Origin of the sequence: Methylobacterium sp. GXF4, from assembly GCF_000272495.1 — a bacterium.
GTDB classification, from domain to species: Bacteria; Pseudomonadota; Alphaproteobacteria; order Rhizobiales; family Beijerinckiaceae; genus Methylobacterium; species Methylobacterium brachiatum.
Genome location: NZ_AKFK01000012.1, coordinates 20,002 through 45,486 on the forward strand (window position 1 = coordinate 20,002; position 25,485 = coordinate 45,486).

The 25,485-nt window shown below is 64.8% G+C and carries 23 protein-coding genes and 1 riboswitch; of the genes, 11 read left to right on the top strand and 12 right to left on the bottom strand.

Features of this window, described 5'->3' with window-relative positions; all coding sequences use genetic code 11:
• Positions 1–16 precede the first annotated feature (16 nt).
• From WYO_RS02245 to WYO_RS02270, 5 genes are all read right to left on the bottom strand, one after another.
• The gene (locus WYO_RS02245; RefSeq protein WP_007558530.1) at positions 17–826 is read right to left on the bottom strand and encodes an IS5 family transposase; all 810 of its coding nucleotides are present in this window, start codon (positions 824–826) and stop codon (positions 17–19) included.
• A 296-nt stretch (positions 827–1,122) separates the two neighbouring features.
• Positions 1,123–1,734: an adenylyl-sulfate kinase gene (gene cysC, locus WYO_RS02250; protein WP_039902000.1), complete on the bottom strand. Its 612-nt coding sequence runs from the start codon at positions 1,732–1,734 to the stop codon at positions 1,123–1,125.
• A 22-nt stretch (positions 1,735–1,756) separates the two neighbouring features.
• Positions 1,757–2,878, bottom strand: coding sequence for a hypothetical protein (locus WYO_RS02255; RefSeq protein WP_007558535.1), 1,122 nt, complete (start codon positions 2,876–2,878; stop codon positions 1,757–1,759).
• A gap of 197 nt (positions 2,879–3,075) precedes the next feature.
• A complete protein-coding gene (locus WYO_RS31380) occupies positions 3,076–4,341 on the bottom strand; it encodes a DUF5666 domain-containing protein (protein WP_165486535.1) in 1,266 nt (421 codons plus the stop codon).
• 38 nt (positions 4,342–4,379) lie between these two features.
• A complete protein-coding gene (locus WYO_RS02270; protein WP_007558539.1) occupies positions 4,380–5,234 on the bottom strand; it encodes a DUF6502 family protein in 855 nt (284 codons plus the stop codon).
• 151 nt (positions 5,235–5,385) lie between these two features.
• Between WYO_RS02270 and WYO_RS02275 the strand changes: the two genes are divergently transcribed.
• From WYO_RS02275 to WYO_RS29595, 3 genes are all read left to right on the top strand, one after another.
• On the top strand, positions 5,386–5,715 hold the full coding sequence (locus WYO_RS02275; protein WP_007558541.1) for a hypothetical protein: 330 nt from the start codon (positions 5,386–5,388) through the stop codon (positions 5,713–5,715).
• A 166-nt stretch (positions 5,716–5,881) separates the two neighbouring features.
• Complete coding sequence (locus WYO_RS02280) at positions 5,882–6,619, top strand: outer membrane beta-barrel protein (protein ID WP_007558545.1); 738 nt, start codon at positions 5,882–5,884, stop codon at positions 6,617–6,619.
• 975 nt (positions 6,620–7,594) lie between these two features.
• Positions 7,595–8,470, top strand: a complete 876-nt coding sequence (locus WYO_RS29595; RefSeq protein WP_007558549.1) for an intradiol ring-cleavage dioxygenase — start codon at positions 7,595–7,597, stop codon at positions 8,468–8,470.
• A gap of 952 nt (positions 8,471–9,422) precedes the next feature.
• Here WYO_RS29595 and WYO_RS02285 read toward each other — a convergent pair.
• Positions 9,423–11,642: a TonB-dependent siderophore receptor gene (locus tag WYO_RS02285; RefSeq protein WP_007558551.1), complete on the bottom strand. Its 2,220-nt coding sequence runs from the start codon at positions 11,640–11,642 to the stop codon at positions 9,423–9,425.
• 340 nt (positions 11,643–11,982) lie between these two features.
• Complete coding sequence (locus tag WYO_RS02290; RefSeq protein ID WP_244424030.1) at positions 11,983–14,229, bottom strand: TonB-dependent receptor; 2,247 nt, start codon at positions 14,227–14,229, stop codon at positions 11,983–11,985.
• 26 nt (positions 14,230–14,255) lie between these two features.
• Positions 14,256–14,454, bottom strand: a riboswitch (cobalamin riboswitch).
• A gap of 473 nt (positions 14,455–14,927) precedes the next feature.
• Here WYO_RS02290 and WYO_RS02295 point away from each other — a divergent pair.
• Both WYO_RS02295 and WYO_RS02300 read left to right on the top strand, forming a co-directional pair.
• Positions 14,928–15,509, top strand: a complete 582-nt coding sequence (locus WYO_RS02295) for a recombinase family protein (RefSeq protein WP_007558556.1) — start codon at positions 14,928–14,930, stop codon at positions 15,507–15,509.
• A gap of 4 nt (positions 15,510–15,513) precedes the next feature.
• Complete coding sequence (locus tag WYO_RS02300) at positions 15,514–15,954, top strand: hypothetical protein (RefSeq protein WP_007558558.1); 441 nt, start codon at positions 15,514–15,516, stop codon at positions 15,952–15,954.
• Positions 15,955–15,968: 14 nt separating this feature from the next.
• Here the strand turns inward: WYO_RS02300 and WYO_RS30620 are convergent, their stop codons facing one another.
• Complete coding sequence (locus WYO_RS30620; protein WP_128754919.1) at positions 15,969–16,202, bottom strand: hypothetical protein; 234 nt, start codon at positions 16,200–16,202, stop codon at positions 15,969–15,971.
• A gap of 215 nt (positions 16,203–16,417) precedes the next feature.
• Here WYO_RS30620 and WYO_RS02305 point away from each other — a divergent pair, with 215 nt between their 5' ends.
• Entirely contained in the window at positions 16,418–16,969 is a 552-nt protein-coding gene (locus tag WYO_RS02305) for a PAS domain-containing protein (protein ID WP_039901999.1), read from the top strand.
• Between the two features lie 407 nt (positions 16,970–17,376).
• Here WYO_RS02305 and WYO_RS02310 read toward each other — a convergent pair whose 3' ends face one another.
• Together WYO_RS02310 and WYO_RS02315 are read right to left on the bottom strand one after the other, a co-directional pair.
• Positions 17,377–17,694 (bottom strand): transcriptional regulator, encoded by a 318-nt coding sequence (locus WYO_RS02310; RefSeq protein WP_007558560.1) that lies wholly within the window; start codon positions 17,692–17,694, stop codon positions 17,377–17,379.
• Entirely contained in the window at positions 17,694–18,020 is a 327-nt protein-coding gene (locus WYO_RS02315) for a type II toxin-antitoxin system RelE/ParE family toxin (protein WP_007558563.1), read from the bottom strand. The genes WYO_RS02310 and WYO_RS02315 overlap by 1 nt, the downstream gene beginning before the upstream one ends.
• 295 nt (positions 18,021–18,315) lie before the next feature.
• On the opposite strand from WYO_RS02315, the gene WYO_RS02320 reads away from it, so the two are divergent.
• From WYO_RS02320 to WYO_RS02335, 4 genes are all read left to right on the top strand, one after another.
• Entirely contained in the window at positions 18,316–19,272 is a 957-nt protein-coding gene (locus WYO_RS02320; protein ID WP_007558564.1) for a toll/interleukin-1 receptor domain-containing protein, read from the top strand.
• Between the two features lie 312 nt (positions 19,273–19,584).
• Positions 19,585–20,238 carry a ParA family protein gene (locus WYO_RS02325; RefSeq protein WP_007558566.1) on the top strand — a complete coding sequence of 218 codons (654 nt, stop codon included), beginning with the start codon at positions 19,585–19,587 and terminating at the stop codon, positions 20,236–20,238.
• Positions 20,213–20,497 carry a ribbon-helix-helix domain-containing protein gene (locus WYO_RS02330; RefSeq protein WP_007558568.1) on the top strand — a complete coding sequence of 95 codons (285 nt, stop codon included), beginning with the start codon at positions 20,213–20,215 and terminating at the stop codon, positions 20,495–20,497. The genes WYO_RS02325 and WYO_RS02330 overlap by 26 nt, the downstream gene beginning before the upstream one ends.
• A gap of 159 nt (positions 20,498–20,656) precedes the next feature.
• Entirely contained in the window at positions 20,657–21,670 is a 1,014-nt protein-coding gene (locus WYO_RS02335; protein WP_007558570.1) for a hypothetical protein, read from the top strand.
• Positions 21,671–22,914: 1,244 nt separating this feature from the next.
• Here the strand turns inward: WYO_RS02335 and WYO_RS02340 are convergent.
• Entirely contained in the window at positions 22,915–23,343 is a 429-nt protein-coding gene (locus WYO_RS02340) for a DUF1810 domain-containing protein (protein ID WP_007558571.1), read from the bottom strand.
• Between the two features lie 453 nt (positions 23,344–23,796).
• A complete protein-coding gene (locus WYO_RS02345; RefSeq protein WP_007558573.1) occupies positions 23,797–24,762 on the bottom strand; it encodes an IS481 family transposase in 966 nt (321 codons plus the stop codon).
• Between the two features lie 278 nt (positions 24,763–25,040).
• Between WYO_RS02345 and WYO_RS02350 the strand changes: the two genes are divergently transcribed.
• Positions 25,041–25,415 carry a response regulator gene (locus tag WYO_RS02350; protein WP_007558576.1) on the top strand — a complete coding sequence of 125 codons (375 nt, stop codon included), beginning with the start codon at positions 25,041–25,043 and terminating at the stop codon, positions 25,413–25,415.
• Positions 25,416–25,485 lie beyond the last annotated feature (70 nt).

The following is a 25,485-nucleotide window of genomic DNA, read 5'->3' on the forward strand; positions in this document are numbered from 1 at the left end:
AGCCGCCTAGAGGCTGTTATGAACCTGTGGCGAGTTGAGCGGCCTTTTTAAGCATGAGGCAGACGAAAGCGACGAGGTGCAGGTCTGCCAGGGTGCTTGCATAGCGCTCGTAATCTTTGACGAGCCTGCGAAAGCGTGTGGCCCAGGCAAAGGAGCGTTCGACGACCCAGCGGCGGGGCAGGAGTACGAAGCCCCGCTTGGCCTCGGGCAACTTTACCACCTTCAGTTCGATGCCGTGCGCGCGGGCTGCCGCGGCCGGCTTCTCGCCCGTGTAGCCCTGATCGACGAAGGCGACCTCGACGCTCTCGCCCGTGGCTGCCTGCACGGCCTTGGCCAGCCGGCCAACCTGAGCCCGATCATCAGCATCGGCGGGTGTGACATGCAGCGCCAGAAGGTGGCCGAGGGTATCCACCGCCATGTGCAGCTTCGAGCCCTTCTTGCGCTTAGCCCCGTCGTAGCCGGCCCGCTCGCCGCTCTCGGGTGAGGAGCGCAAGGTCCGGCTGTCGAGCACGGCCGCGCTCGGCTCCGGTGGGCGACCGGCCGCCATGCGCAGCACCGCACGCAGATCCTCGGCCAGCTGCTCGAAACAGCCGGCCGCCAGCCAGCGCTGGGCCTGCTGATACACGGCAAACCAGGGCGGCAGGTCGTGGGGCATCAGCCGCCACGGGCAGCCGCTCCTGACCACGTAGCGCAGGCCGTTGAACACCTCGCGCAACGCATGCTCACGCTGACCGGCATCCTCACGCAGCAGCGTCAGGTAGGGCGCAACCAGCGCCCACTCCTCATCGGAAACATCGGACGGATACGGCTTGCGGGCAGGGCTCATCCCCGCTCATCTGAGCATCAGCCCGACCCAGGTCCATAACAGCCTCTAGGTGAAGGGTGCAGATCAGGTGATAGGTTTGTGCCGCCATCACTAATCCTTCTGCAACTGCAGGCCCGTCCCATCGTGTTTTTGGGAACGAAATTACAAATGGCAAGCTCGATAACTTCAACTAGACGCTTGTTTTTAATTGTCGGTACACAAGCCGCCTTTTTCTTTATCTCGAAAGCAGAATAATTCGCATCCGAGACATGGCCACTGAAAAAATATGTCCGTTTGAAATGGACCAGTCAGTCCTTTCACGACCCGTTCGCGCTGAGCCGCAACAGGGCTTCGCACAACGGAGCCATTGAGGATGCCACCGCCAGCCCCTCGGTGCGCAGCACGAGGTCGGGGGCTTCCGGCGCCTCATAGGGGGCCGATACCCCGGTGAACGCGGCGATCTCGCCACTGCTCGCGCGCGCGTAAAGCCCCTTGGGGTCCCGGCGTGCGCAAATCGAAACCGGCGTGTCGACGAACACCTCCAAAAACGGGATGTCCCCCGCCACGCGCCGTGCCAGGACGCGGTCGTCGTGGGACGGTGAAATCAGCGAGACGATCACCACGGTGCCGGTCTCGGCCATCAGGCGCGCCACCTCAGCAGCGCGCCGCACGTTCTCCGACCGATCCTGCGGCGTGAACCCGAGGTCGGCGTTCAAGCCATGGCGTAGATTGTCGCCGTCGAGCACAGCGCTGTGCCGGCCGGCAGCGATGAGAGATCGGTCCGCGGCGGCCGCAATGGTGGATTTGCCTGCCCCGGGCAGGCCTGTCAGCCACGCGATCACTGGCCGTTGGTCGAGCCGCGCCCAGCGCAGCTCCCGCGGGGCGAGCGGATGCCGCGTCAGGTTGGACTGCGGAGCGGGATCGGTCATGTGCCTGTACACTGCGGCCACCTCAGCGCACCCGCCAAGCCGGTCGCCCGGCGAGGTCGGCGAGACGGTCAACGCCCCGCTCGAAGGCACCGTCCAGCCGCCTGAGCCACGCCGGGGGAGTCCGGAAAGCGACCCGCGCCGTCGTCTCCGTCACCAACCGGTCGACCTCCGCCTCGATCTCAGGGGGGATCTGACGCACAGCCAGCTCGTTCGGCGGGCGCACGGCGGCGCGAGCGACGATCGCGTCCCAGCCCCGATCCCAGCACATGTGAGCAAGCCGTTCGTTCGCGAGTCTGTGACCGGCCTCGACGGTGGCGAGAGCGTCGGGCGCATCGCCGCGGAACGGTTCCGCGTCTAGGCCGCGCGCCTGGGCTAGATCGTCCAGAAGATGCCCGAGCCGTCGCGGGTGCCCGGCGGTCCGCCGGTGCAGTCCGAGCCCGTGCAGGCGCCGGGACGCCTCTACGGCGATGGGACCTGCGCTGCGGTTCGTCCGATAGGTAAGGTCGTCCGGCGACAGCAACGGTCCCAAGCGTGCGCTTAGCCCGAGGTCGTCGACGAGACGGGCCAGCAGAGGCGCTTCGGAGCGGCGGTCCTGCACTGGCACGGCGACGACCCGGCCTTCGGCGGCGCGGCGCCATGGCTCGAGCCGCGCCGCGTAGTCGTAGCGTCCGGAGGAACCTTCGCGGCGCACAAACTCATCGAAAGTCCGTGGTTCGGCGACGAGCTGCGTGCGCAGGGCGTAGGCCGACGCGAGCTGTTCGTCCTGCGGCTTGACCACAAGCGCGACATCCATAGCGAAGCCGTGCCGCGCGAACATGTCGGCGAGGATGCTGGGCACGCACAAGCCCGGCCTCTGTACGGCGAAGTCTTCGTAGGACAGGATCACTGTGTCGGCGCGGGTCTCGGACAGCGTCCGCGACAAGCGGTCGAGACCGTCGCGGCGCAGGCGCCCTGTGTCACGGCCGTCGAGTGCCCGCCCGAGCAGATGGTGGTTCACGTCCGCCGCGGGGTGCGAGCCGGGGGGCGCAAGCTTCGGGTAGCACAGACCGACCGAACCGAGGCGCGGCCGCAGCCGAGCAAGCATCTCTTGGAACGAGGTCGACCCTGTACGGGGCATGCCGATGTGGACGATCGCCCGTCGCATGTGCGTTGGCCTCTGTGAAGGGGCTCAATGTATCCGTGGGAATTATGCCCACGGCAACCGTTCAAATCGCGGTGATGTGCGCTCGCGCACGCTTTCAGGGTATGCGGTCCGACGCCTGCCCGATCGCAGGTAGGAGCTGACCTTCCGGCAGGCGGCGGTCAGCGGATGCCATTCGGATCTCCGTCACCGACTTTTGGTCATCGCGGACGCCCGGGGCCGCCCATCCCGCCGGGGCCACCAGGACCTCCAGGGCCACCAGGTCCTCCGGGCCCTGCACCACCGGCACCCGGCGGGCCACCGCCTCCGGGCGTACCTCTTCCGATCTGGCCGCCTGTTCCGCTAGAGCCGCTCGGATCGCTGAAACCACCCGCGCCCGACGCGTCGCCTGGCCCAGTGCGGGGGTCGATCCGGAAGACCCGTGGTTCTCCGTCGGGCTCGACGTTGACAGGACTGTCGGGCAAGCCACGTGGGTCGAGACGGTCGCGTTCGAAGCGCGGGATCTCCCGCGGCGGCTCGGCCGGCACGCCTCCATCCTCCGTACGCAGGCGTTCGACGATGAGGCCGTCGTCCCGCGCCACACCCGCCGCCAGCACCGCGCGCACGCTACCCGTGCGTGGAACGGAGGCGTCTGCCCGTCCGGCCACCACGATCCCCGAGCCGAGTTCAATGCCGGCGCCGACGCGTCCGACATAGGCCTCGATCGATACCTGCCGCAGGCCGGGCGGGAACGGGTATCCGGCGAAGGCCGAGTTCGTGACCCTGAGGCCGCCGTTCGCCGACTCGCCGACGACGAGGACACGCTTACCGGGCGAGGGGACGCCTACCCCCTCCAACCGTAGATTACCGATCATCGCCATCCCGCGCTCGCCACGGCGCACCGGGCCGACGACCCGGTCCGGACCTGGACCACGCGGTTCGATCAGGCTTGCGACTATGATACCGTCCGGTCGCCGCAGGCCGCTCACCGCCACTCGCCCGCCGAGTGCCCATTCACCAGCCAGCCCCGTTGTGAAGATCCGTTGCCCGAGGACGACGAGCCGTCCCGGCGCCACCGCTTCCACCGGGCCGACCACCTCGGTCACCACGTCGATGCGACCGGTCACGAGGCCGCCATCAGAGCCGTCGGGTCGCACCGCACCCCGCGTAGCGACCGCCTGCACCACATGGCCAATCCGCAAGTCCCCAACCTTGGCCGGTTCGCCATCCACCGTGACCACCGCGTTGGCCGGGTAGGCGATGCGCAGGCCATTGACGACGATCGAGCCGAACCCGCGGATCGTGCCGATCACCCCTGTGCCGCCAATGCCGCGATCACCCTCGCCGAGGGGGCGTTCGGGCGCGGGGTCCGTGCGCATCATGCCTGTACCGCCGATGCCCTGGTCACGCGGCGACTGTTGCGGCCTGGCCACCCCCGGGAGCAGCACCGACAGCGACGGGCCCGCACCGGCAAGCAGGCGCAGCACGGACCGGCGGTGGGGCGGGACGCGCACTGGTCGGTCCCTCAGCGCCGGTCGATGGGCTGGGCGGATGGCGCCGGGATATCGCCCTCGGCGTAGACGTAGAGACCGAAGTTCCAGCGATGCTCGCCGCCGGGATCGGTCTTGCAGGCCGCGTGCGCCTCGCGATTGGCCTGGGTCAGGACTTTCATCGCCAGCTCACGGGAGCGCGCCTCCAGCCGCGCCGCCAGCTCCGCCGAGAGCCCGTCGTAGTGCACCGCCCGCTCCAGAAAGCGCGGCGCCTCGCTGAGGATGTTGGCTGTGCTCGCCGCGATGTGATCGTGCAGGTTGCGGCCAAAATAGTAGAGCTGCGACCCCTCCGCGTCGTCGCCGCGGGGCACGTAGGCGGCCTCGGCCAGCACGATCCGATCCTGGGCGTCCGTGAACGCCAGACCGCGGTCTAGCCACTCGTCGAGCACCGCACGGGGGCGCAGGTCGCGGGTGATACCAGCGACAAGGGTCTCGAACGAGGGGCTGCTGCCCTCTGCCATCCGCGGCAGCGGCAGGGGATGGCCCTGCGCATCGGTGAAGGCGGGATCGGCGGTCCAGCGGGCGATGATCCGGCTCGTGCGCGAGACAACGGCCGGCACCGCGCTGACCGGGGCGCCGGCCCCGCGCAGGCGCCGAACTTCCTTGCGGTGGATGCCGGTGAGCAGGGAGACGCGGCTGTCCGTCTGCTCCTTGCCAGTGAGGGCGAAATCGTACTCGGCGACGTTCACGTAGAGTTCGCGCAGCAGGTCTGTCAGCGCCGGGAAGGTGATGCCGCGGGCCACGAGCAGGCGCACGAGGGGGCGCAGCAGCCGCGCCAGGGGCGCGTGCAGGCTGGCGCCGTCTCGCGGTGTATCGGCAGGCTCGGACATGACCTCATCGATATAGCAACTGTCGTGGGAGACAATCCCACAGCGTGCGGGGACGCACACCGAGCCACGCTTTTCCCATTGACGTGGGATTTTTGCACACGTAGTTAGAAATCGTGGTCAAATTTCCCACGGAGCTGGCGGAACTGATGGCATGACGCTCGAAACACGCATCCTCGTCGCGCAAGCGCTGCCGCCCATCAAGCTCACGGACGTGTCTGTGTGCCGCCTTGGCCTTGACCAAGCCATGCTGCGGTTGCGACGCCTCGTTTGCGTCGCCGCCGCCCTCGCCCTGCCCGCCCTCGGGATCGCCGTCGCGGATACGGTCCACCGCGCCGGCGGCACGAGAGCGTCGCAGACCGCCGCTCCCGTCATCCCCTCAGACGGGGCGGCGGTACCCTCGGGTGCCGTCACGCCTAAGCGCGCCTTCCGGGCCGTTCGGACGGCCGCAGCATCTGCCGGCGTCCCGCAGGTGCGCTCGTGATCGCTTTGTCCCGGATCGGCCGCGACCCAGCGCGGTTGGCGTCCACCTGCGGCGGAGCCCCGATCCTCGATCTGGCGCTCTGCCTCATCCTCTCCGTGACCGTCGTCGGCCTGCTCTTGCTGGGCCTCTAATTTCGCAGCCCGGCCGCTCCAAGACGAGATTTCTCATGACGACACCCTTCCGGGCCGCGCTCCTCGGCGCCGCGGCTGGCTTCATCGCGATCAACGCCCAGGCTGCAGACCTTCCCCGCAGCGTGTCACCGCCGCCCCTGCCGTCGCTGCCGGTCTTCACCTGGACGGGCTTCTACGCTGGTCTGAATGCCGGCTACGCCTTCCGCACGGGGAGTGGCGGCTACACTGACCCGACCTACGGGGCGGTGACGGGCGGCAGCCGGTCCGGCGGGTTCAGCGGCGGTGGCCAGATCGGGTACAACTATCAGCTCACGCCCGGCTCCGGCTTCGTGGTCGGCGTCGAGACAGACATCCAAGGGCTGGCTAGCGCCAAGGCCGACGCGGCCTATCTTGGCACGACGCCGTACTACAACGTCCGACCGAACCTGGACTACTTCGGCACCGTGCGCGGCCGGCTCGGCTACGCCTTCGATCGGGTTTTCGTCTACGGCACCGGCGGCTTCGCCTACGGTGGCGGGTCCCGATCGACTTATGCCTCCGCCTACCCTTACACGCTGCCGGACACGACCCGGACCGGCTACGCGGTCGGCGGCGGCATCGAGTACGCGTTTACGGAGAAACTTTCGGCCAAGGTCGAGGCACTCTACCTCCACCTCGGGCGTGGTGCTGCAGCGGCGACGTACTACAGCGCCAGCACGCCGGCCTACTACGGGACGGGGCGCGAGGATGCGGGCTTCGCCGTCGTTCGGGCCGGTCTCAACTACCGTTTCTGATCTGAGAGGGACGATGTCGTTGAATTAGCCTGGACGGCTCGGGCCTCTCAGAGCCGTAAGGCCCCAACGCCCGCCAGGTCTGTATCCATTCGGCCGATGGAATGGTGGTCGGTCCCCGCGGGTTGGTCTGTCAGTCGCGACATGCCCGCATAGCCGCGCAAGAGATCGACACGACCAGCAACGCTGGCCGGTACGGCGAACGGCCGACCTCCCCAACAACACGAACACCATCCCCAACGCCTCGCGCCAAGCCGCTGAGGCGATTGTCCAGGCACGGGATAATCATGCACGATCGGTGGGTTCACACGCTCGTCGAAGAATGGCGAGTCAAGCGCTCCGTCCGCCGGCTTGCGGATGCGCACTGGTCCCAAATCCGGACCAATCTCACCGCCGCCGCTGAGGGTAGTATCCTGCTCACCGGCAATTCGCATGCAGCACTGATGGGCACACCACAAATCGCTGGCCGGCCACCGTGTATCAACATCGCAGCCGGGGGCCTTACCGCCCGCAGCTGCGTCGCACGGCTAGCGCGCCTCGATCCACCGGCGCGAGCAGCCGCTGTGGTGCTGTTCCTCGGTACCAATGACATTAGGCGCTCCCGTCATCCGGAACGGGCCACCACACGGCGACGGTTCGAAGCTGATGTGCGACGCGTCCTGGTAACTCTCCAGGAGTGGGCGGAGCATGTCTTCGTTGCCGCCATCCCCCCTCTAGGTCCCAATGCGAAAAATCATGATCCTGCTGCCATAGCGCCCTTCTCGGATCGCCTTGCACGGATCTGTGCAGAGGGCGACTACATCTTTTTCGATCCGTTTGCGGCAATGCGCGCCCCCAGCGGATGCCTCGCAATATCAGGGATCTTCACTGACGGTATACATCTCGCCGACTACCCAGCGTTGACAGCCGAGGTCGATCAGTTTGTTGGGTTTGCCCTTAATAGCAAGCGCTGTCCTCGCTCCCACTTGGCTTGCCCGCATGAATGACTCTCCCAAACCCATTGCCGGCATCAATCGTCGCCGCGCATTCGGCACTGCTCTCACGGCCCCACTTACCTTAGCCGGTGCCCTTCCCGCCGTCGCCGCTTCAGCAGCCACGCCAGTGCCTCAACATTGCGTTCTAACGCCACAAGCGGTCGAAGGACCCTTCTACTTCGATCCGCATCTCGAGCGCTCAAACGTGACGGAAGGGCACCCTGGGGTCCCCCTGGTCATTCGCGTGACGGTGCTGGAGGCGGGACCTTGCACCCCGCTGGCGGGGGCGAGGGTGGACATCTGGAGTGCAGGCGCGGATGGCGAGTACTCCGGATACACGGGGGGCCCGGGTGGGTCCCGCACGGAAGGAGCGTTCCTGCGCGGCACGCAGATGACCGATCAGGCTGGGTTGGTCGTGTTCCGCACAATCTATCCTAGTTGGTATCCCGGGCGGACGCCTCACATTCACTTCAAGGTGTTTCTGGACGGCCGCAATGTACTCATGGGCCAAATTTATTTACCTGATGCTTTGAGCGAGTACCTGTTCGAAAACGTATCCGCCTACCGCGGACGGTCGCGCTCTCGTGACACCTTCAACAGCACGGACATGCTCGCCCGAATGGATCCGGGTCGCATCGCATTCTGCGACATCAGGGAGGCTGCTGACCACTACGCGGCGACGCTGGTTGTCGGCGTGGACCGTCAGGGCGTCGTGATGTCAGGTGGTCCAGATGGTGCTCCCCCTGGTAGTACGCCTCCAGGCGCCTTCGGCCGCCGTCCGCCACCGGGGCCGCCGGAATTTCGTCGATTGAGCGAGCCGGCGCTCATCGTTCCGGGTGTATCTCTGGCCGACCAACAATCAGCTGGAACGCGACGCTGAGACGATTTGGCGACCGTAGGACTTTTAGCTGCCATCGCTCTCGACGGACGTACATCGCCGGTTGGCTTAAGCTGAGCAACGAGCTTTTCCAAAATTGTCGACGGCGCGTATCTCATGCCGATGGCAACACCAACGCGCCGCAAGCTCATGCTTCCCTGTGTGTTTGACCAGAACGAACGCACGCAGTCGCTCTACATCGATCAGCCCCTTGCGGATGAAGAAATTCTTCTGCTTGAGGTGCTGCCACCGAGCTTTTTGACAATATCGATGAGAAGCGGTTCTGGTACCAGCACGCGGCGCTCGCTTATAAGACGCCGAATTACCTGAACGGCACGGTTGAGTTCCAGCTATGCCGTTCCGCATAGCTTGCTCTATTGAAACAGCCACGTCCCGCCTGATAGTTCCATTCCTCAAGCCCCGCCGGGACTCAACGACAGGTAGTGCCTTCATCTATGTCGGCTATTCGACCGTTTTCCCGACATATAAGAGGCAGCGGCTATCGACCCTTCTCCGACCTTCCAAAGGTCTGCTTACCAGCAGTTTGCTAAACGTTAGTATGGCCTCCTATCCGCGCGTCATACGCTTCATCGATTTCGACATCGAAGACGGCGTCTGATCGGCGATCACGGATAGGATCCTCTCGACAGTCACCAGATTGAGGCTGTAGCCGTCCCCCGCCACCACCTCGTCTCGGTTATCGAGGAGGATCAAGCCGCCTCGGTTTCGGACATAAGGCTGATGCCAACGCGACCTAGACAGTTTCAGGCCGAGTCGCTTCGCCTGCCGCGGAGCTGCGCGAGATGGAGGTTATCCTGGTAAGTCGGGGTTAGGTCGATCTCCTGCACCATCACTTTTCAAATCTGTATCGCATCGATCCCAGCCCGCTAGGCGGACCGCAGTCGACGTGCCGGCGTGATGGTTCCGCGCCTGAACGCCGGCCGACGCAAGATCCTCACCACCGGTAGATCAGACTTCCGATGACAGTCGCCGGCTGGTTGCGGTTGCAGAAGCCGAACGAACAGGTCTGATAATTCCGATCAAAGATGTTGTAGCCGTTGATCTGCGCGCGGAAGCCCTTGTACTTCGGGTCGAGTGCCGCGAAATCGTAGGCGACCAGCGCGTCGTAGAGCGTCACAGTCGGATTGCGCACGGTGTTCTGGTCATCGGCGTAGCTGGTGCCAATGTAACGGATGCCGCCGCCGATCTGGAGGCCGCGCAAGGCTGAGGATGGCGGGAACGCGTAGGTAAGGAACGACGCGTAGGTATCCTGGGGGATACCGGAGACGAGGTTTCCAGCGATCGACTGGCCGGTCGACGAGACCGAGTTTACGAACCGGATGTCGACGTGCGTGTAGGCGATGGTCAGGTTCGTGCCCGGTGCGATGTTGGCTGTCGCCTCAGCCTCGAAGCCCTTAGAACGCACGGCGCCACCAGCGGTCTGGAACGCGAGGTTGCCTGCGTCGGGGATCAGGATGTTCGACTGGGTGATGTCGAACCCGGCAAACGCGGTCTGGATGTTGGTGCCAGGGATCAGGTACTTAACCCCCGCCTCGATCTGATCACCGGTGGCCGGCTTGAACGCTTGTCCGCTACGGTCCTGGCCAACCTGCGGGGTGAAGGTCGTGGCGTAGCTAGCGTAAGGCACGAGCCCGGGCGATAGGACATAGCCCAGCCCGACGCGACCCGTGAAGGCGCTGTTGTCTTGGCGCGAGACCACGCTGTCGGGGGTAGCGTAGTTGTCTTGGAAGACCCAGTCGTGGCGCCCGTTCACGGTCAGGATGAAGTCGCCGAACCTAGCCTGATCCTGCAGGTAGACGCCGATCTGGTCCTGACTCTGGCGTGAGGCGGACGCAAGGCTCGGCGTTGCAATGAACTGTTGGCCGTAGTTCCGCGTAACGAGGTTCAGGTCCGGGGCCAAGCCGAAGCCGAAGCGAGCGCTGAGGCTATATCGGGCGTAGTCGACGCCACCGACCACAGTGTGGGCGACCGGGCCGGTGGTGAAGCGCGCCTCTAACTGGTTATCCAGCGTCTGCTGGACCAAGCCCTCGCGAATGTAGCCCGTATCCCGCGTGCCGATCGTGCGCTCGTCGTTGATGCCATTGATGTCAACATATTTCGCGCTGAGGAAGACGCCGTAGTGCCGGAAGTTCTGACGGAACACCAAATCGGGCGTGATGAAATGCTCGAACGCGTAGCCGACCCGGTACTGGGTCTGGTTGAGGCCGGCGAAGCGTGGATCACCCATGTAGTAATTGGTCGCCCGGAAACCGGGGTCGTTATAATAGAACGTCGTCGCTGGCGTGTTGGTGGTCTGGAACTCGCTCAGGAACGTGAACGTGGTGTCGGCCGACGGCTTCCAGGTGAAAGCTGGCGCGATGTTGAACCGGTCGTCGTTGGTTCCGAGGCCGATGAAAGTGCCCGCCTCACGGCGCACGCCGGTGAGCCGGTAGGCCATGGTGCCACCCGAACCCTCGACCGGACCGCCAACGTCGAAGTTGCCCTGGAAGCGGTCGAAGCTGCCGGCCTGGAACTGGACCTCGCCGAAGGGCACGAAGACCGGGCGCTTGCTGGTGATGTCGAGGATGCCGCCGGGCGAGCCGAGGCCGTACAAGCCAGAGGACGGCCCGCGCAGGATGGTCACGGCCTCCGCGCCGTAGGGCTCGATGCGCGGATAGATGAAACCGCTGCCGATCACACGCAATCCGTCGCGGTAGATGCCCTGGTTGGTGAGCACGTCGAAGCCACGGATGAAGATCTGGTCGAAGCGCGGGTCGAAGCCTGATCGAGCAGAGATGGCGCCGGGGACGTAGTTGATCGCATCGCTCAGGGTCTGGACGTTGCGGTCGTTCAACTGCTCCCGGGTGACAACGGAGATCGATTGCGGCGTCTCGATGATCGGCGTGTTGGTCTTGGTCCCGGCTGTCGTCACGCGGGCGGTGTAGCCGGTGATGCCAGACGGGCCGCCACCGCCACCACTGGTGGCGCCCGTTCCACCGTCGCCGGCGCTGACGTTGAGGCCGCCCGAACCGGCCGGCCCAGGGGCGGAACTTCCGGGTCCTGCCGCATCGACCGAGATTTCGTTGAGCTGAATGGTCCCGTCCTGCGCCGCCGCGGTCCCGACAAAGGTGGTGGTGGTGAGAAGGGCAGCGAGGAGTGAGGAGCGGTAGGACATTGATCACGCTGACACGCGCCTGGAGTGGCGCAACACCAGGGTGATCGCCGCTCACGGATCGTAGCGCAAGCCGAAAACGTGTTATAAATCACGCACTTACAATGGTTCAAATCTGAAGATATTCTAATCTAGGGACTATCGAGCGAACGCTGCGCGTGCCGAAAGGAATGTGCGTCCATAGGGTCAGACTGCGAGCGATCCTCAAACCGCCAACTCAAACACCTTAAGCGACCGAGCAGGGGGCAAAGCTGAAAGTCGGCTCCCGGCTGTTGCATCAACTTCCGCTTGCTCCCCTTCTACGACCTCTGTGACGTCTACCTTCTGGAGGGCAAGTTCATCTTCAGAACCGCCCCGCGATCGTCAGACGCACTGCCGTGGGCTCCACTGGGTGGAACACGCGGTCGCTAAGCCCCTCGGCGGGCTCACCGGGCAGGCGAGACACGTAGGCGTAGGTGATTTGGTCGGATTTGCTGTTGGTTAGGTTCAGCACGTCGAGCGAGACGCTCACCCCATTCTCGAAGGCGTAGCCCACCCGGCCGTTGAACAGGGAGGTCGAGCGCGAGCGGATCGAGTTGTCCTCGATCAGTGGGCGTGGCCCGAAATACCGGAACCGCAGGGATCCGAACCAGCCGAGCGGCTCTCCGAAGGTGACGCCCGCCGACGCGATGGTGGTGGGTGCCTCCGGAACCCGGTTACCGCCCGGATCGGAGTCGGAGAACCGGGCGTTGGTGATCGTCAGGTCGCCTTCCAGCGCGAGCCACGGAGTCACCGCGTAGCGGTTGGTCCACTCGACGCCGAAGCGCCGGGTCGGGCGGCTCGGCTCCGTGGTGCCGGTGTCGCCTTGGAACAGGTTCTCGGAGGCGAAGTCGAGCCGGAACAGGGCCAAGCTCGTCTCCAGTCCAGCTATCGAGCGATTGCGCAGGCCGATCTCGTAGCCCGTGGACGGCACCAGGAAGGGCGAGCGGGTCGTGTTGAACAACGCGCTTTGCGGATCGACCGTGGCGGTCACACCGCGCACGTCGTTCGAGTGGAAGCCGCCGCCGTAATTGACGTAAAGCTCGGTGTCGAACCACGGGCCGAGCGTCAGGCCGAGCTTCGGGTTGACGATACTGTCGCGTGCCTTGCCCGAGTTCGCCGGCGTGTCCGAGACGACGCTGGCGTAGTAGCCGTCGGCGCGGAAGCCGATCGAGGTCCGCAGCCAGTCGGTCCAGCGCACGCGGTTGTCGAAGTAGAACGCGCCACTCGTCTCCAGCACCCGGTCGTCGAGCACACCGGAGCGGTACTGCCGGTTCGTGGTGTTGAACAGCCCGACCCGAATCGAGTCCGTTCGGGTCTGGACGCCGATCTCGTTCTCCATCGGGAGCCCGAACAGGTCGCCCTGGAAGATGTGCAGGGCCTCACCGCCGCCAATGATGCGCTGGTCGAGCTGGTGGAACTGGTCGCCGTTGACCCGATCGTTGAGGAAGTACGTGAAGTCGTTGAATAAGTTGAGCTGTGAGCGGATCACGTAGGCGGAGGCTCGCGTGACGCCGGTGTCGTCCGTCGCGCTGAACTTGCCAGAGAGCGAGAAGCGCGAGGTATTGCCGCCGTCTGTAGGGTTGATCGTTCCATAGCGGCTGATCAGCCCGTCGGCGACCGCCCGCTCAGGGATCTGGTTGGTGGCCGTCCAGCGAGCCGCGTAGGCCATACCGGTGACCGAGAAGCCGTTCAGCGGCGTGCCCTGGCTGTAGCGGGCCACGCCGTTGATCTTGCGCAGGGCATCCGGGACAACCCATGGCCCATCGTAGACCTGGGCTTCCCCGGCCAACAGGAGGTTGCCCTCGCCGAGCGGCACGGTCGTGATCGACAACGCCCGCTTGTAGCCGAACGAGCCGATCGAGGTCAGCGCCACGTTCTTCGCGGTCGTGTCGAGGTAGTCGATCCGCACCGAGCCCGCGGAGGCGAAGTCGCCGTCGCGCACGAAGTACGGCCCCTTGTGGAACTCGACCGCGCCGACGAGTTCCGGGATCAAGAAGTTGATGTCGGCGTAGCCCTGGCCGTGGGCATGAGTGCGCATGTTCAGTGGCATGCCATCCAGGAACAGGGCGATGTCGGTGCCGTGGTCGAGGTTGAACCCGCGGAGGAAGAACTGATTGGCCTTCCCCTCGCCGGAGTGCTGGGTGACGATCAGGCCCGGCACCGACTCCAACACCTCGCCGGGGCGCGTCACCGGGCGGCTGTTGAGCTGTGCGCCGGTTATGACGCCGGAACTGGCGGAGTCTACCAGCCTGCTGATCCCGCCGATGCCGGTTGTCCCCCCAACGTAGCCTGCGCTCGCGGACGAACCAGCCTGCGGAGCCGCGGCCGCAGCTGTCTCAGAGGTGACGGAGATCTCCTCCAGCGTCGTCTCGGCGGTCGCCGCACTCGGCGTTGAGCGGCCTTGAGCTAAGGTAGCCGACGCCAGAGCGGCAAGGCAGACGCCCGACAGGATCGAAAGCGTTCGGGTGATTGGACGACGGGACACGGGAGCCTCGGGCGACGGCAGTGGCACGTCACCGCGAATGAGGTCTCGACGACCGCGCATGTGCGCGAGCGTCTCGACACCCATCAGGACACCCCGCCCGATGCGTTTCGCGTGTGACCACGACTGACGGCAGGTCTCCTGGCTCACGGGTCGCTGCCCTTGCACCGTCTTCCCGGATGAGGCTCATCCAGTGACGCGGTGGTGCCGGGCTCGCCGCTTACAGTTGCGGGGGCAGCCGCGGCTTCGGGGCAAGCCCCTCACCACGTTCCCTTTTGATCCCCAAGGGGAACCGTCGCCATCACCATCGGTCGCCCTGTCGGGCCGCGTCAACTCGGGGGGGAAGATCGGCGCCCTTATGTGACCTCGCTGCGACAGTTGGGGTTCGTCCCTCATCGTATCGAACTGCCGCTTCCGGGCGTCGAGCCAGCTACCGCTTTCCACCCAGGCTGTGTGAAAACGGAAGCGCACGTCGGGTTTGTAGAACAATATCCCATGCGGCAGACCTGTAGCCCCGCTGGAGGACAGCCCTAACACGGTTTGGAGACCCATTTCGGCGCTGCCCAGTGTGTCTTCGGGAAGATCCTTCTACCGCTCCTGCGTTTTCACACACCCTCCACCCTCACCGGACACTTATCCTATCAGGCCGCGTGTATGAAAATCGATCGTTTTCCTTACAGGTGGGGCGGACCCCTCCCCAGCCCCCTGAAACGGCCCCGTTTGTGTAAGGAAAATATGTCAGGAAAACTATTGTCAGGTAAACGTCCTTGTGGGACTATCCTGACATGCTTGTCGGCTACGCGCGTGTGTCCACCCTCGACCAGAACCTGGACCTGCAGCGCGATGCCCTGCTGAAGGCCGGCTGCGAAAAAATCTTCGAGGAGAAAAAGAGCGGTAAGGCCGGCACCAAGCGCCCCGAGTTCGAGGCCGCCCTCGCCTACCTGCGCCCGACCGATCAGCTGGTGGTCTGGAAGCTCGACCGCCTCGGCCGCTCCCTGGTCGAGATGATGCGCACGATCGACGGGCTGCGCCTGAAGGAGGTCCACTTCCGCAGCCTGACCGAGCAGTTTGACAGCGCGACCGCCCATGGGCGCTTCGCCCTGCAGATGCACGGCGCCATGGCCGAGTATTTTCTCGACCTTAACCGTGAGCGGACGATGGAAGGCCTCAAGGCCGCTGTCGCCCGCGGGCGCAAGGGCGGCCGGCGCAAGGCGCTGTCCGAGGGGGATCTGGAGGTGGGGCGTGCCCTGCTCGCCGCCGGCAACATTTCGATTGCCGAGATCGCCAAGCGCCTTGGGGTCAGCCGCATGACCTTCTACACCTACTTCCCGCAGGCGCGGACGCGAAGCCAGGCAGCGAAGGGCTGACACTATGCCGATCCGCCCGGAAAACCGCTTCTTCTACCCGATCGACTGGGTGCAGCTCTCGCAGGTGATCCGTTTCGAGCGCGCCAAGGGCTGCTGCGAAGGTTGCGGGCGACCGCATGGCCAGCTGGTCTGCCACTTGGGCGACGGACGCTGGTGGGACGAGGCGGCGCAGACCTGGCGCAGCGGCAAGGGTCGGAAGCTGAAGCTGGCACCGCCAGAGGCGCTTCCAGCCGACACCCTCCAATGTACTACCCGGGTGTATCTGGCGTGTGCCCACCTGGATCACGACCCGGGCAACAACACGCCGGCCAACCTTAAGGCGCTCTGCCAGCGCTGCCATATCCTGCATGACCGCGCGGAGCACCAGCGCCAGCGCTGGTTCACCTACCGGGTTCGAAAGGCACTCGGCGATCTGTTCCTCGGGCCCTATCCGTTCCGGTACTAGTCCTGAATTATGGACTAGTCGCAGGAACGGTTGATCAAGTCTGCAGCGTTACGGACGAAGGCCAGGCACGCACGGCGGGTTTTCGGGTCTTCAATGGTTTGAAACAATCGGAGCAGTTCCAGCTCCTCCGATCGCGGGTCTTCTACCGCTGCGCTTTGCCAGGCATCGTGATTGCCCAGGAACGCCTCCTCTGGCACTCCAAGGGCCTGCGCAATCCGCTCTAAGGCAGTTTTGGTGCTGTCACTCATGCCAGTCACGATTATGGCGGGGCGTGGATTAAAATCCAACCCTAACCGTTATGAAAACAATCTTTGCTTGCGCAGGGCATTTTGAAAATTCCAATCAACAATCGCGGCATTGGGCCGCATTCAGCCCTGTAATCCATTACGGATACACAACTTAGATGAAGTCGACGCAGCCATGCTTGCGCTTCAATGAGGCCTGAGCCTGAGGGGGGGGCTCGATGATGTTCACAGATGCAACAGCACCTGCTCTGCAGGCCGCAGGACTGATTGGCGTCTGGAATACGAATGTTGTCGCAGGTCGCTCCATCCTTGACGAAGGCGCGGCGGCAATACTGGCAGGCAATCCCAGCCTGGCCGGTGAGCCGCTTCCTCTTGAAGTTGCCTTAGGACGAACCCATCCAGACGACCGCGACTGGGTTTTTGAACGTATTCGGCGCGTGCGACAGACCGGTGGCCCCTTCTCGGCCGAGTTCCGCATTCTCACCCCGAAGAACGAGGTTCGCTGGGTTCTTAACCGGGGCACTCTCGTCCGCGACCAAGCCGGAGCTATGCGGGGGCGCGGTATCTATATCGACACCACGGACAGTCACAGCGGTCCGTTCCTCCCGGCCGCTTCGCTCATGGAGGAGCCCAACGATCCGCTCGCAGCCGCTGCGGACCGTTGCATTGAAGCGCACGCAAACCTTGAGCGTAGCGGTCACGCCGACCTGCGTCGCCTCACCGAAACCCTGCTTTTCGGGATTGGGCGTGCCTTGGCCCAGCGCTCCTGAGGGCTATCAGGCCAAGCTTGGATCGGTCCAGCAGGACAGGTCCGTCAGGTGAACTTGCGGCGTAGCGGCTGTCACCGGCATGCGTGCGCTACCACACCATGACGTCCAGGCAGGAACGGAATTGTTGCTCTGCGAAGGCCGGCAGGGGTTGTTTGCTGCGCTGCGAGGCGTAAATTGTTTCTCAGCGGTTGCGCGATGGCGTCGCGCAGCGGCTAGCCCTTCTTGGGCGTTTCCTCCCTAGACTTCGGGCCGCTCCTTCGGGGGTGGCCTTTTTTCTGTCCGGGAAGCTGGTCTTAAATGCCAATCCCCTCCCCGACAAGCAGAATGATGCCGCTCTCCCGTTTTGGTTTTGGCAGGCTTGGGGTGTCTTCCGGGTTAAGTTGCGGCTTGCGGTAAACGGTTTGCCGCTAACGGCTTGCGGCAACACCCAGATGCACGCCCGCGGCCTTCTGGACCGTGCTGAGGACGGTGAACAGGTTGCTGGCCGTGGGATTGCCGGTCGGACTGAGCATGCGCATCAGGCTCTTGGACGAGCTGCCAGTCTCTGCAGCCAAGCGCTCAAAGCCGATCGTCGCGTTGATGTAGTCGCGGAGGACCGCCTTGCCGGTGTCGAGGTCGCCGGCCAAGAACTGGTCGACCGCCTCAGTCAGCAGGGCGTCGCGGAACGCCGGGTCGCGCTCGGCGCGCGCCTTCACGGTGTCCTTGAAGCTGCGGGTCAGGGCCATCACCCCTCCTCCTTTTTCCGTCGTTTGTACTCCGCCCAGTGCACCTGCGCCTCGGCGATGTCGTCCTGCTGCCGGCGCTTGGTGCCGCCACACAGCAGGATGATCAGCGTGTCCCCGTCCCGCCCGAAATACAGCCGGTAGCCGGGACCCCAGTCGATCCGGAATTCCTGGACCCCTCCCCCGACCGCCTTGGCGTTCGCAAGATTGCCGCGCTCCATCCGCGTCAGCGCCACCGTGACCTTGGCCGCCGCCTGGGCGTCCAGATTATCGAACCAGCTGGCGAACGGACTCCCTCCGCGGGCGTCCAGAAACTCCCTGATCTCCATCCACTATAGTACCGTATATGTTACCAATCAAGCCCGCTCTGACAGGCTGCTGGCTCTTCGGTACACCGGAGCGGCTTAGCGAGTCCCTGCCGCTGCCCGCCAGAACGGCAGGTTTCTGCGGAAACAGCTAAGTTACCGCATGCCGTTCACGGTTTACGGTAAGCCGTTCGCCGCAAACGGCGACGTTGAACAAAGATGGAACGAACGCCTAGCCTGGCCATTGGTCTGCTGAGCTGCCAAGGCCGCCGCATGGGAGAGCAGCGCAACCCGAGCACGCCCGGAGGCGCTGTCCCCAATGCCGAACAACGCCTTCATCTCCTACGCCCACGCCGACGACAAACACCTGGAGCGCCTGCACAAGCATCTGGCTATGCTCCGCCGGGACGGCCGCCTGCAGGCCTGGTCGGATCACGCGATCATCCCCGGCGACAACGTCGGGCAGACGATCAGCGCGGCGCTGGAGCAGAGCAGCCTGTTCATCGCGCTGGTCAGCCCGGACTACCTGAACTCCAACTACTGCTACGAGAAGGAATTCCAGCGGGCGCTGCAGCTGCAGACGGAGGGCCGCCTGCGCATCGTGGCCGTGATCCTCGAACCGTGCGATTGGCTCAACTCGCCATTCAGCCAGATCCTCGTCCTACCCAAGGACGGCAAGCCGGTGTCCGAGTGGACCAACGAGAACACCGCGTACCTCAATGCCGTGGAGGGGATCCGCCGGGCGCTGGCGGCCACCCCCTCCCCCGGACCGGACGTGGCGGCCGAGGGCACTGGTGCGACGGCGCCCGGCACGGCGCGGCGCGTGCGGGTCAAGCAGCAGTTCGATGCGATCCAGAAGGCCGAGTATGCCGAGGCCGCTTTCCGAACGATCCAGACCTACTTCCAGAACGCCTGCGCCGAGCTGCACGAGGCCAGTGACCAGATCCGCGCACGGTTCGAGCTTATGGGCCCGAACGCGTTCACCTGCACGGTGGTCAACCGCGCCCTGATGCGCAACGGCGAGGCGCACATCACGGTCCGGCAGGCGCGCGGCGGCCGCATGCAGGTCGGGGACCTGTCCTTCGTCTACCAGCCGCATGCCGAGGCTGGTACGTCGAACGGCTGGATGAGCGTCGAGGCAGACGACTACAACCTGTTCCTGAACGCCATGATCGACGGGCTGGGACGGTCCCGCGACGAGAAGGTTACGCCGGAGCAGGCTGCCGAACGGCTCTGGAACAACTTCGTCACCCAGGCCGGGATCGAGTACGAGTAGGGTTGCCGCTTACGGTATGCGGCATGCCGCAGCCGCAGCGGCCAGGGCCGCCGGCGTCGATTGCCGTCGCCTGAGCCAATAACATATTGTTTCGACAGCTTTACCGTATACCGTTTGCGGCAAATGGCAGATCACCGCGATGCGGGCGCCTTTCTCCTCACGGTGCTGAGATGAGCTGGCGTCACCGCAGACTTTGCCGTAAACGGCATGCCGCTTGCCGTGTGCCGCATAGGGCACACCGCTTGCCGCATACCGTGTGCAGCTTGCTGTTAACCGCTTGCCGTTTAGGCTCGCCCCCGAAAGGATGCCGCCATGAACGTCATCGCATTTGTCACCCAGAAGGGCGGCACCGGAAAAAGCAGCCTGGCCGTCTCCCTGGCCGTCGCGGCCGAGGAGCGGGGGATCAAGACCTCGATCATCGACCTCGACCCGCAGGGGACCGCCAAGAACTGGTACGAACGTCGGGAAGAGACCGGCGGCCCGGAGGTCAACGCCCTTCAGTCCGGCCAGCTCGCGGCCGCCATGGGGCTCCTGAAGAAGCAGGGGGTCCAGCTCGTGATCATCGACACGCCCGGCGTCGACACCCCGGCCGCCACCGCCGCGATCCAGGTTGCCAACCTGTGCCTGATCCCGGCGCGGCCGAGTATCGCCGACATCGAGGCCGCTGCGCCGACCGTGCGCAGCATCACCCGCCTCGGCAAACCGTTCTCCTACGTCCTCAACCAGTGCCCGCCGGGCCGTTCGATCCGCACCAGCGACGCCTTCCGCGTCCTGCAGCTGTCCGGCGCGGTGGCGAACACACCGCTCGCCATGCGCGCCGACCACATGGACGCGCTGGCGACAGGGCAGGGGGTCACCGAACGCGACACCACCAGCAAGGCCGCCGCCGAAGTGCGCGAGCTGCTGCAGTGGGCGCTCAACCGCATGGAAGGAAAACAGCATGGCCAAGAAACACGCGTCGCTTGAAATTGCCCTTGGCGGTCATAGCCAGCTCGCCGCAACCGACACTGCCGAGGTCGTGCAGCACCCGTCCGCCTCGGCCGCCCGTCCAGGCAAGCCGCAGGAGGCCAAGCTCACGGTTTATGTGCCGCCGGCCGCCAGCAAGCGCCTGCGCCTGATGTGCATCGAGCACGACCGCGACCTGAACAGCTACCTGCGTGAAGGCCTCGACATGGTCTTGGCCAAGTACGGCCAGCCGTCGCTCGCAGAGTTTTCCGAGAAGTAGGGCGACAGTTTACGGCTTGCGGTAAACCGTAAGCCGTAAACTGCTGGCGCTGCCGACCGGCTGCATACGGGCTGCTGCAACAGTGAGCAGAAATTTGGGGCTGCTGTTCCCGAATTTTGGTGCCACTGTTCCCGTCATGCCTTAGCTTGAGTCGCAGCCATGACCACCGGACGCCCGCTCACGCCTGAAGAACAGCAGCGCCTCGCGCGCCGCGAGCGGACGCTCAAGAACCGGCGTGGCCGGCGCAATCCGGCCGTGATGCCGGACCGTCTGGCGCGGACCTCGGCCTTCGTGCCGCGCAAGGTCAACCTGATCACCGACAGCAATTTCACCCGCGTCTACGAGGTGCCGGGCTACTCGGTGGTGGAGGTGAGGGGGCGCGAGCTGGGCAGCCAGCACCGCGACGCGATCTACGCCCTGTTTCGCCTGAAGCGCGAAAAGGTCTCCATGCCCAACCCGGACTACCGGCCGGGCACATTCATTCCGCCGATGCGGACCTACTACGAGACCCGCACGAGCTGGCGCGAGCTGATCCGCGTGATGGGCCGCACCGAGCACGTCAACAACCTCCTGAGCCTCGTGCACGTGTTCCAGGAGATCCAGCAGGTCAGCGTGCTGATCCACGAGGGCCGCTCGCTCGACGAGCTCGACAAGATCAAGAAGACCCGTTCGATCGGCGCCCTGCCAGACAGCCGCGGCAGCGCCGCGCCGCTGATCACCGAGGTCAGCTGGGAGGGCGCCCAGCTCGATAGCAGCGTCACGGTGCGCTACGGCCCCAGCGTGCTGCAGATGATCGAGAAGGCCCACCTGGTCAGCATCAACGCCGACGTGCAGTTCCGCCTCAAGGGTGACCACGCTAAAACGTTCTGGCCGTTCATCGACAGCCAGCCGGCCTTCGCCTGGATCGACGAAGAGCGCCTGGCGCAGCTCGCCGGCCGGGATCTCTGGTCGGACAAGGAGACCAGCGCGACCCGCGCCCAGTTCCGTAAGGACTGCCGGCAGGCCTTCAACGACATGGTCGCTGCCGGCGGCCTGAAGGAGTGGCGCGAGGAGATCACCGGCTCCGGCTGGAAGAAGTCGCGCCGCTACCACTACACCCATGCCGCGCCGACCCAGCTGGAGATGGATCTTGCCAAGGCCGCCGGTCAGGCAGCGGCACAACTGACCGCCTAAGCGTCTGAAATCCCTTGCTGCGGTCCGGAAGTGCAGCCCCAAATTCCGGACAGGCCGCGCACAGGCCTGTGGCTGCCGCGGCGCCGGCGCTTGCCGCTAAACCACTGAAATTATTGATAGCAGGCCGGAAAGCCGGCCCCAGAATTGGTCCCGCGTGTCCTGCTGCCCCTCATACCGGGGCAGGGGGCCTATCTGCTAAGTGCTTGTCTCTGCTCTCCTCACACCGGAAAGCCGGCCCCAAATTCAGGTCCAGAACGGCGTTCCTGTGCCCTGGTTGGGGTTGTTCGCGGGCCGGAAGAGGGCCAAACGCCCGTACGGGAACAGCGGCCCCAAATTTCCGCAGAAATCCGCCGTTAGGGCGCGCGCTCAAGCACAGCCTTAGGGCTGTGGATAACACGGGGTGCCACCGGAAGTGCAGCCCCAAATTTCCGGAAGTGCGGCCCCAAATTCGGGAAGTCCGGCCCCAAATTACCGGAATCCTGGCCCCAAATTTAGGATCTAACCCACTGCCGCTAAACAGGAATTTTTATAAAGACTTCTTATATAGATATCTTAAAAAGACCTAAAGAGACGCAGGCCTGTGGAGCGACTCCACAGAATCGGGCCCTTGAACAAGCCCGTGGACAGGCTGTGCATCTCCGGATGCGTTGTGCTCGCACAAACCCCGCCCCTTTTCGCTACGCGAAAACCCGCTCCCCCACCCAATATGGAAGCCGCCTCCGGCGGCTCGATTCCAGATGGTGGTCACCTGGCGGCGACCAAAGATGGGCTCTCCGAGTGTGTGAGTGGCAAAATCCACCTGAGCGCCCTCAGGAAGCGTTTGGGGCGGCAGAACCGACAGCGTACGGCAGAGGCTCCGAAAGCCGCTCACAAGCCTCCTGAGAGGCTTTGTCACCGCGCTGAGCGCGGTGGGGTGATGATGCAGTCGCTCCGCGACTGCGAATCCCGCAGGCGGCGGGGTGCCGATCTGGCGGATGAGCTTGGCCCGCGACGCGGCCGCGGCAAATCTGGGGCTGGCTTTCCCGTGACCGTTCGGGCCCTCAATCAGACATTTGATCGGCGCGCGGCCGAGGTCAAACCGTGCTCTAGGCGGCCGTTCGGCCTGGAAATCCGGGCAATTTGGGGCCGGTGTTCCCGCAAAAACCGAAGCTGGCAGCCAATTTGGGGCTGGCTTTCCCGTTCAGTCGGCGCGTGCGGCGCGGCTTACGGTTTGCGGTAAACCGCTTACGGTATACGGCGGGTGGTCAGTTGAGAGCGAGCAGGGCGAGGGTCCGCGGATCCTGCCCGCCCCCGTAATACCGCTCCAAGGCCTGCCGGAACCCGGGGCCGTCCGGAGCGGCCAGCGCAAACAGCGTCATGCTCGACCGGAATTTCAGATCGTCAGGCGTGCCGAACACCTGGTGCGCCGTCCGACCGGTCACCGCGTTGACCGCGGCGGTGCAGACCTGCAGGCGCTCACCCAGCACAGGGTGCCGGAGGTAGGCGCACGCCTCGTCGAGGGACCCGAGCGCATAGCGCTCCGCCAGCGCGCTCGATCCAAGGCCGGCGAGCTGCGGGAAGATGAACCACATCCAGTGGCTGCGCTTGTGACCCGCTGTCAGCTCCTGCAGCGCCTGCTCATAGGTGCCGTGCTGCGCGTCGACAAACCGCTTGAGCTCAAAAGGATCAGGCATCTGGTCATAACGCAGCCGGCCCGCGGCAGGTCCGCCGCATACGGTTTACCGTATGCCGTAAACGGTGACAGCCACCCCGTTGCCGAGATGGCCGCCGATCCCTTCACGGTCATCGCCATCCCTGGCTGTACCGTAGGGGCATGCTGACACAGAAAACCGATCCCTTCGAGAAAATCCTAGCGGGGGTCCGGGGGCCGGTAATGAGGCCCCCGCACGCGCAGCGTGCCAATGAAAGGCTGCGCCGCAGGCGCACCTTTCTGCCCGGCCCGCAGGGCCGGGCCGCGCGGGTTTGAGGCTTCAGCCATCTTCATCACATGCAGCAGGCCCCTCCGCCCGCTAGGATCGTGGCACACTGCCATTGCCCTCGCGGCCCCTAACCTGGGCACGAAAACTTTTTTCGCAGACGCGTGGGTTTGACGAGTATTGCCGGGTGGCCACAGGCGAAGCAGTAGGTTAGGTGTATGGTCCCGGGATGTGGTGTGACGGGTCGAGCCTGAAGCGTTTGGGCTGTTTGGTCCAGACCTGAAGGACATGCTCGTAGGGCGTAAGGCCGCGCAGGGTCTTCAGCCGACGGGCATGGTTGTAGGCGTCGACGAACAGCTGCAGGTGCGCCCGGAGCTGTTCGTGGGTCTCGTAGTGATAGCGCTTGACCGTGGCGTCCTTGATGGTGCGGTTCATCCGCTCGACTTGACCGTTGGTCCAGGGATGGTTGGGCTTGGTCAGACGATGCTCGATGCCGTGCTCGTGGCAGACGCGGTCGAACATGTGCCGGCTGTAGAGAGCTGTCGGACCTGAGCGGTTGCGCGGGGCATGGCAGAACTGCACCCCGTTGTCGGTCAGCACGGTGTGGATCGTGTACGGCACGAACGCGACCAGCGCGCGGAGGAAGTCCGATGCCGTGTAGCGGTTGGCTTCAGCTTCCAGCTTGGCGAACGCCAACTTTGAGGTTCGGTCGATGGCGACGAACAGGTAGAGCTTGCCCTGTTCTGTCCTGACCTCGGCGATATCGATGTGCATGTAGCCGATGGGGTAATCGGCAAAGCGCTTTGTCTTGGGCTTGTCGCCTTCCATCTCAGGCAGGCGACTGATGCCGTGCCGCTCCAGGCAGCGGTGAAGCGACGAGCGGGTCAGGTGCGGGATCGTGGGCTGCAGGCCGTAGAGGCAGTCGTCCAGCGGCAGCAGAGTATGCCGGCGGAAGGCCACGATGATGGCCTCCTCCTCTGGGGTCAGAACCGTCGAACGGGGCTGCTTCGGCCCCATGGCGGCATCGCCTGTCGTCTGCCGAGTGCGCCACTTCTGGATCGTCGTCGGGCTGACGCCGTAGCGCTTGGCCGCCCCTCTCACGCTCTCTTGACGTAGCTGTATTGCGCGACGGACCGCCTCCGTCGTGCGGGCGCTGCCGTGGAGAATTTGGCCCATAGCGCATCTCTCGCTGCATGGTGGTCAACCGTACCACCACACCGCGGGATCAAACAGCCTGCATCACCGCAGACTAGAGATCCTGGACTGGGCGGGGCTACGCGCAGCGGCCGAGTTCGCGCCCGCGTACCTACATCTGACCGCTTGAAGTCTTGCGGCTTGCTGCGCGCGACGTTCCTGCCGTTGGGTAAGCTTCAACAGCTCAGCCACAACCCGAGGCGTGCCCGTTCGGTACCGCCACGCTGCAACCCAGCTCATACAACTCATGTTAGAAGGCTATGAACCCCGGTCCATCAGCTGTCCCGAATGTCGTGCTGGTTGTTGAAGATGACAGCTTCATCCGCATGCTGGCCGCCGATATCCTGCAGGATGAAGGGTTTACGGTGCTGGAGGTAGCCACCGCCGATGAGGCGTGGCCGATCCTGGAAAGCCGCAGCGACATCGAGGTGCTGTTCACCGACGTGAACATGCCAGGGCGCATGGATGGGCTCACCCTTGCCACGCGCGTTGCTGAGCGCTGGCCGCGCATCCGTCTGATCCTGACCTCCGGGCGTCAGGGCCTTACCGACGACGAGATCCCCGATCACGGGCGGTTCGTGCAGAAGCCCTACCGTCAGCGCGAGCTGGTGAGTGCCATCAGCCACGCGGGCTGAGGCCCTCATCAGCGGTCCCGTTCGGGAGCGATGACACTGGCAAGGACCTGGAGTGTGGGCGTCCGGACGC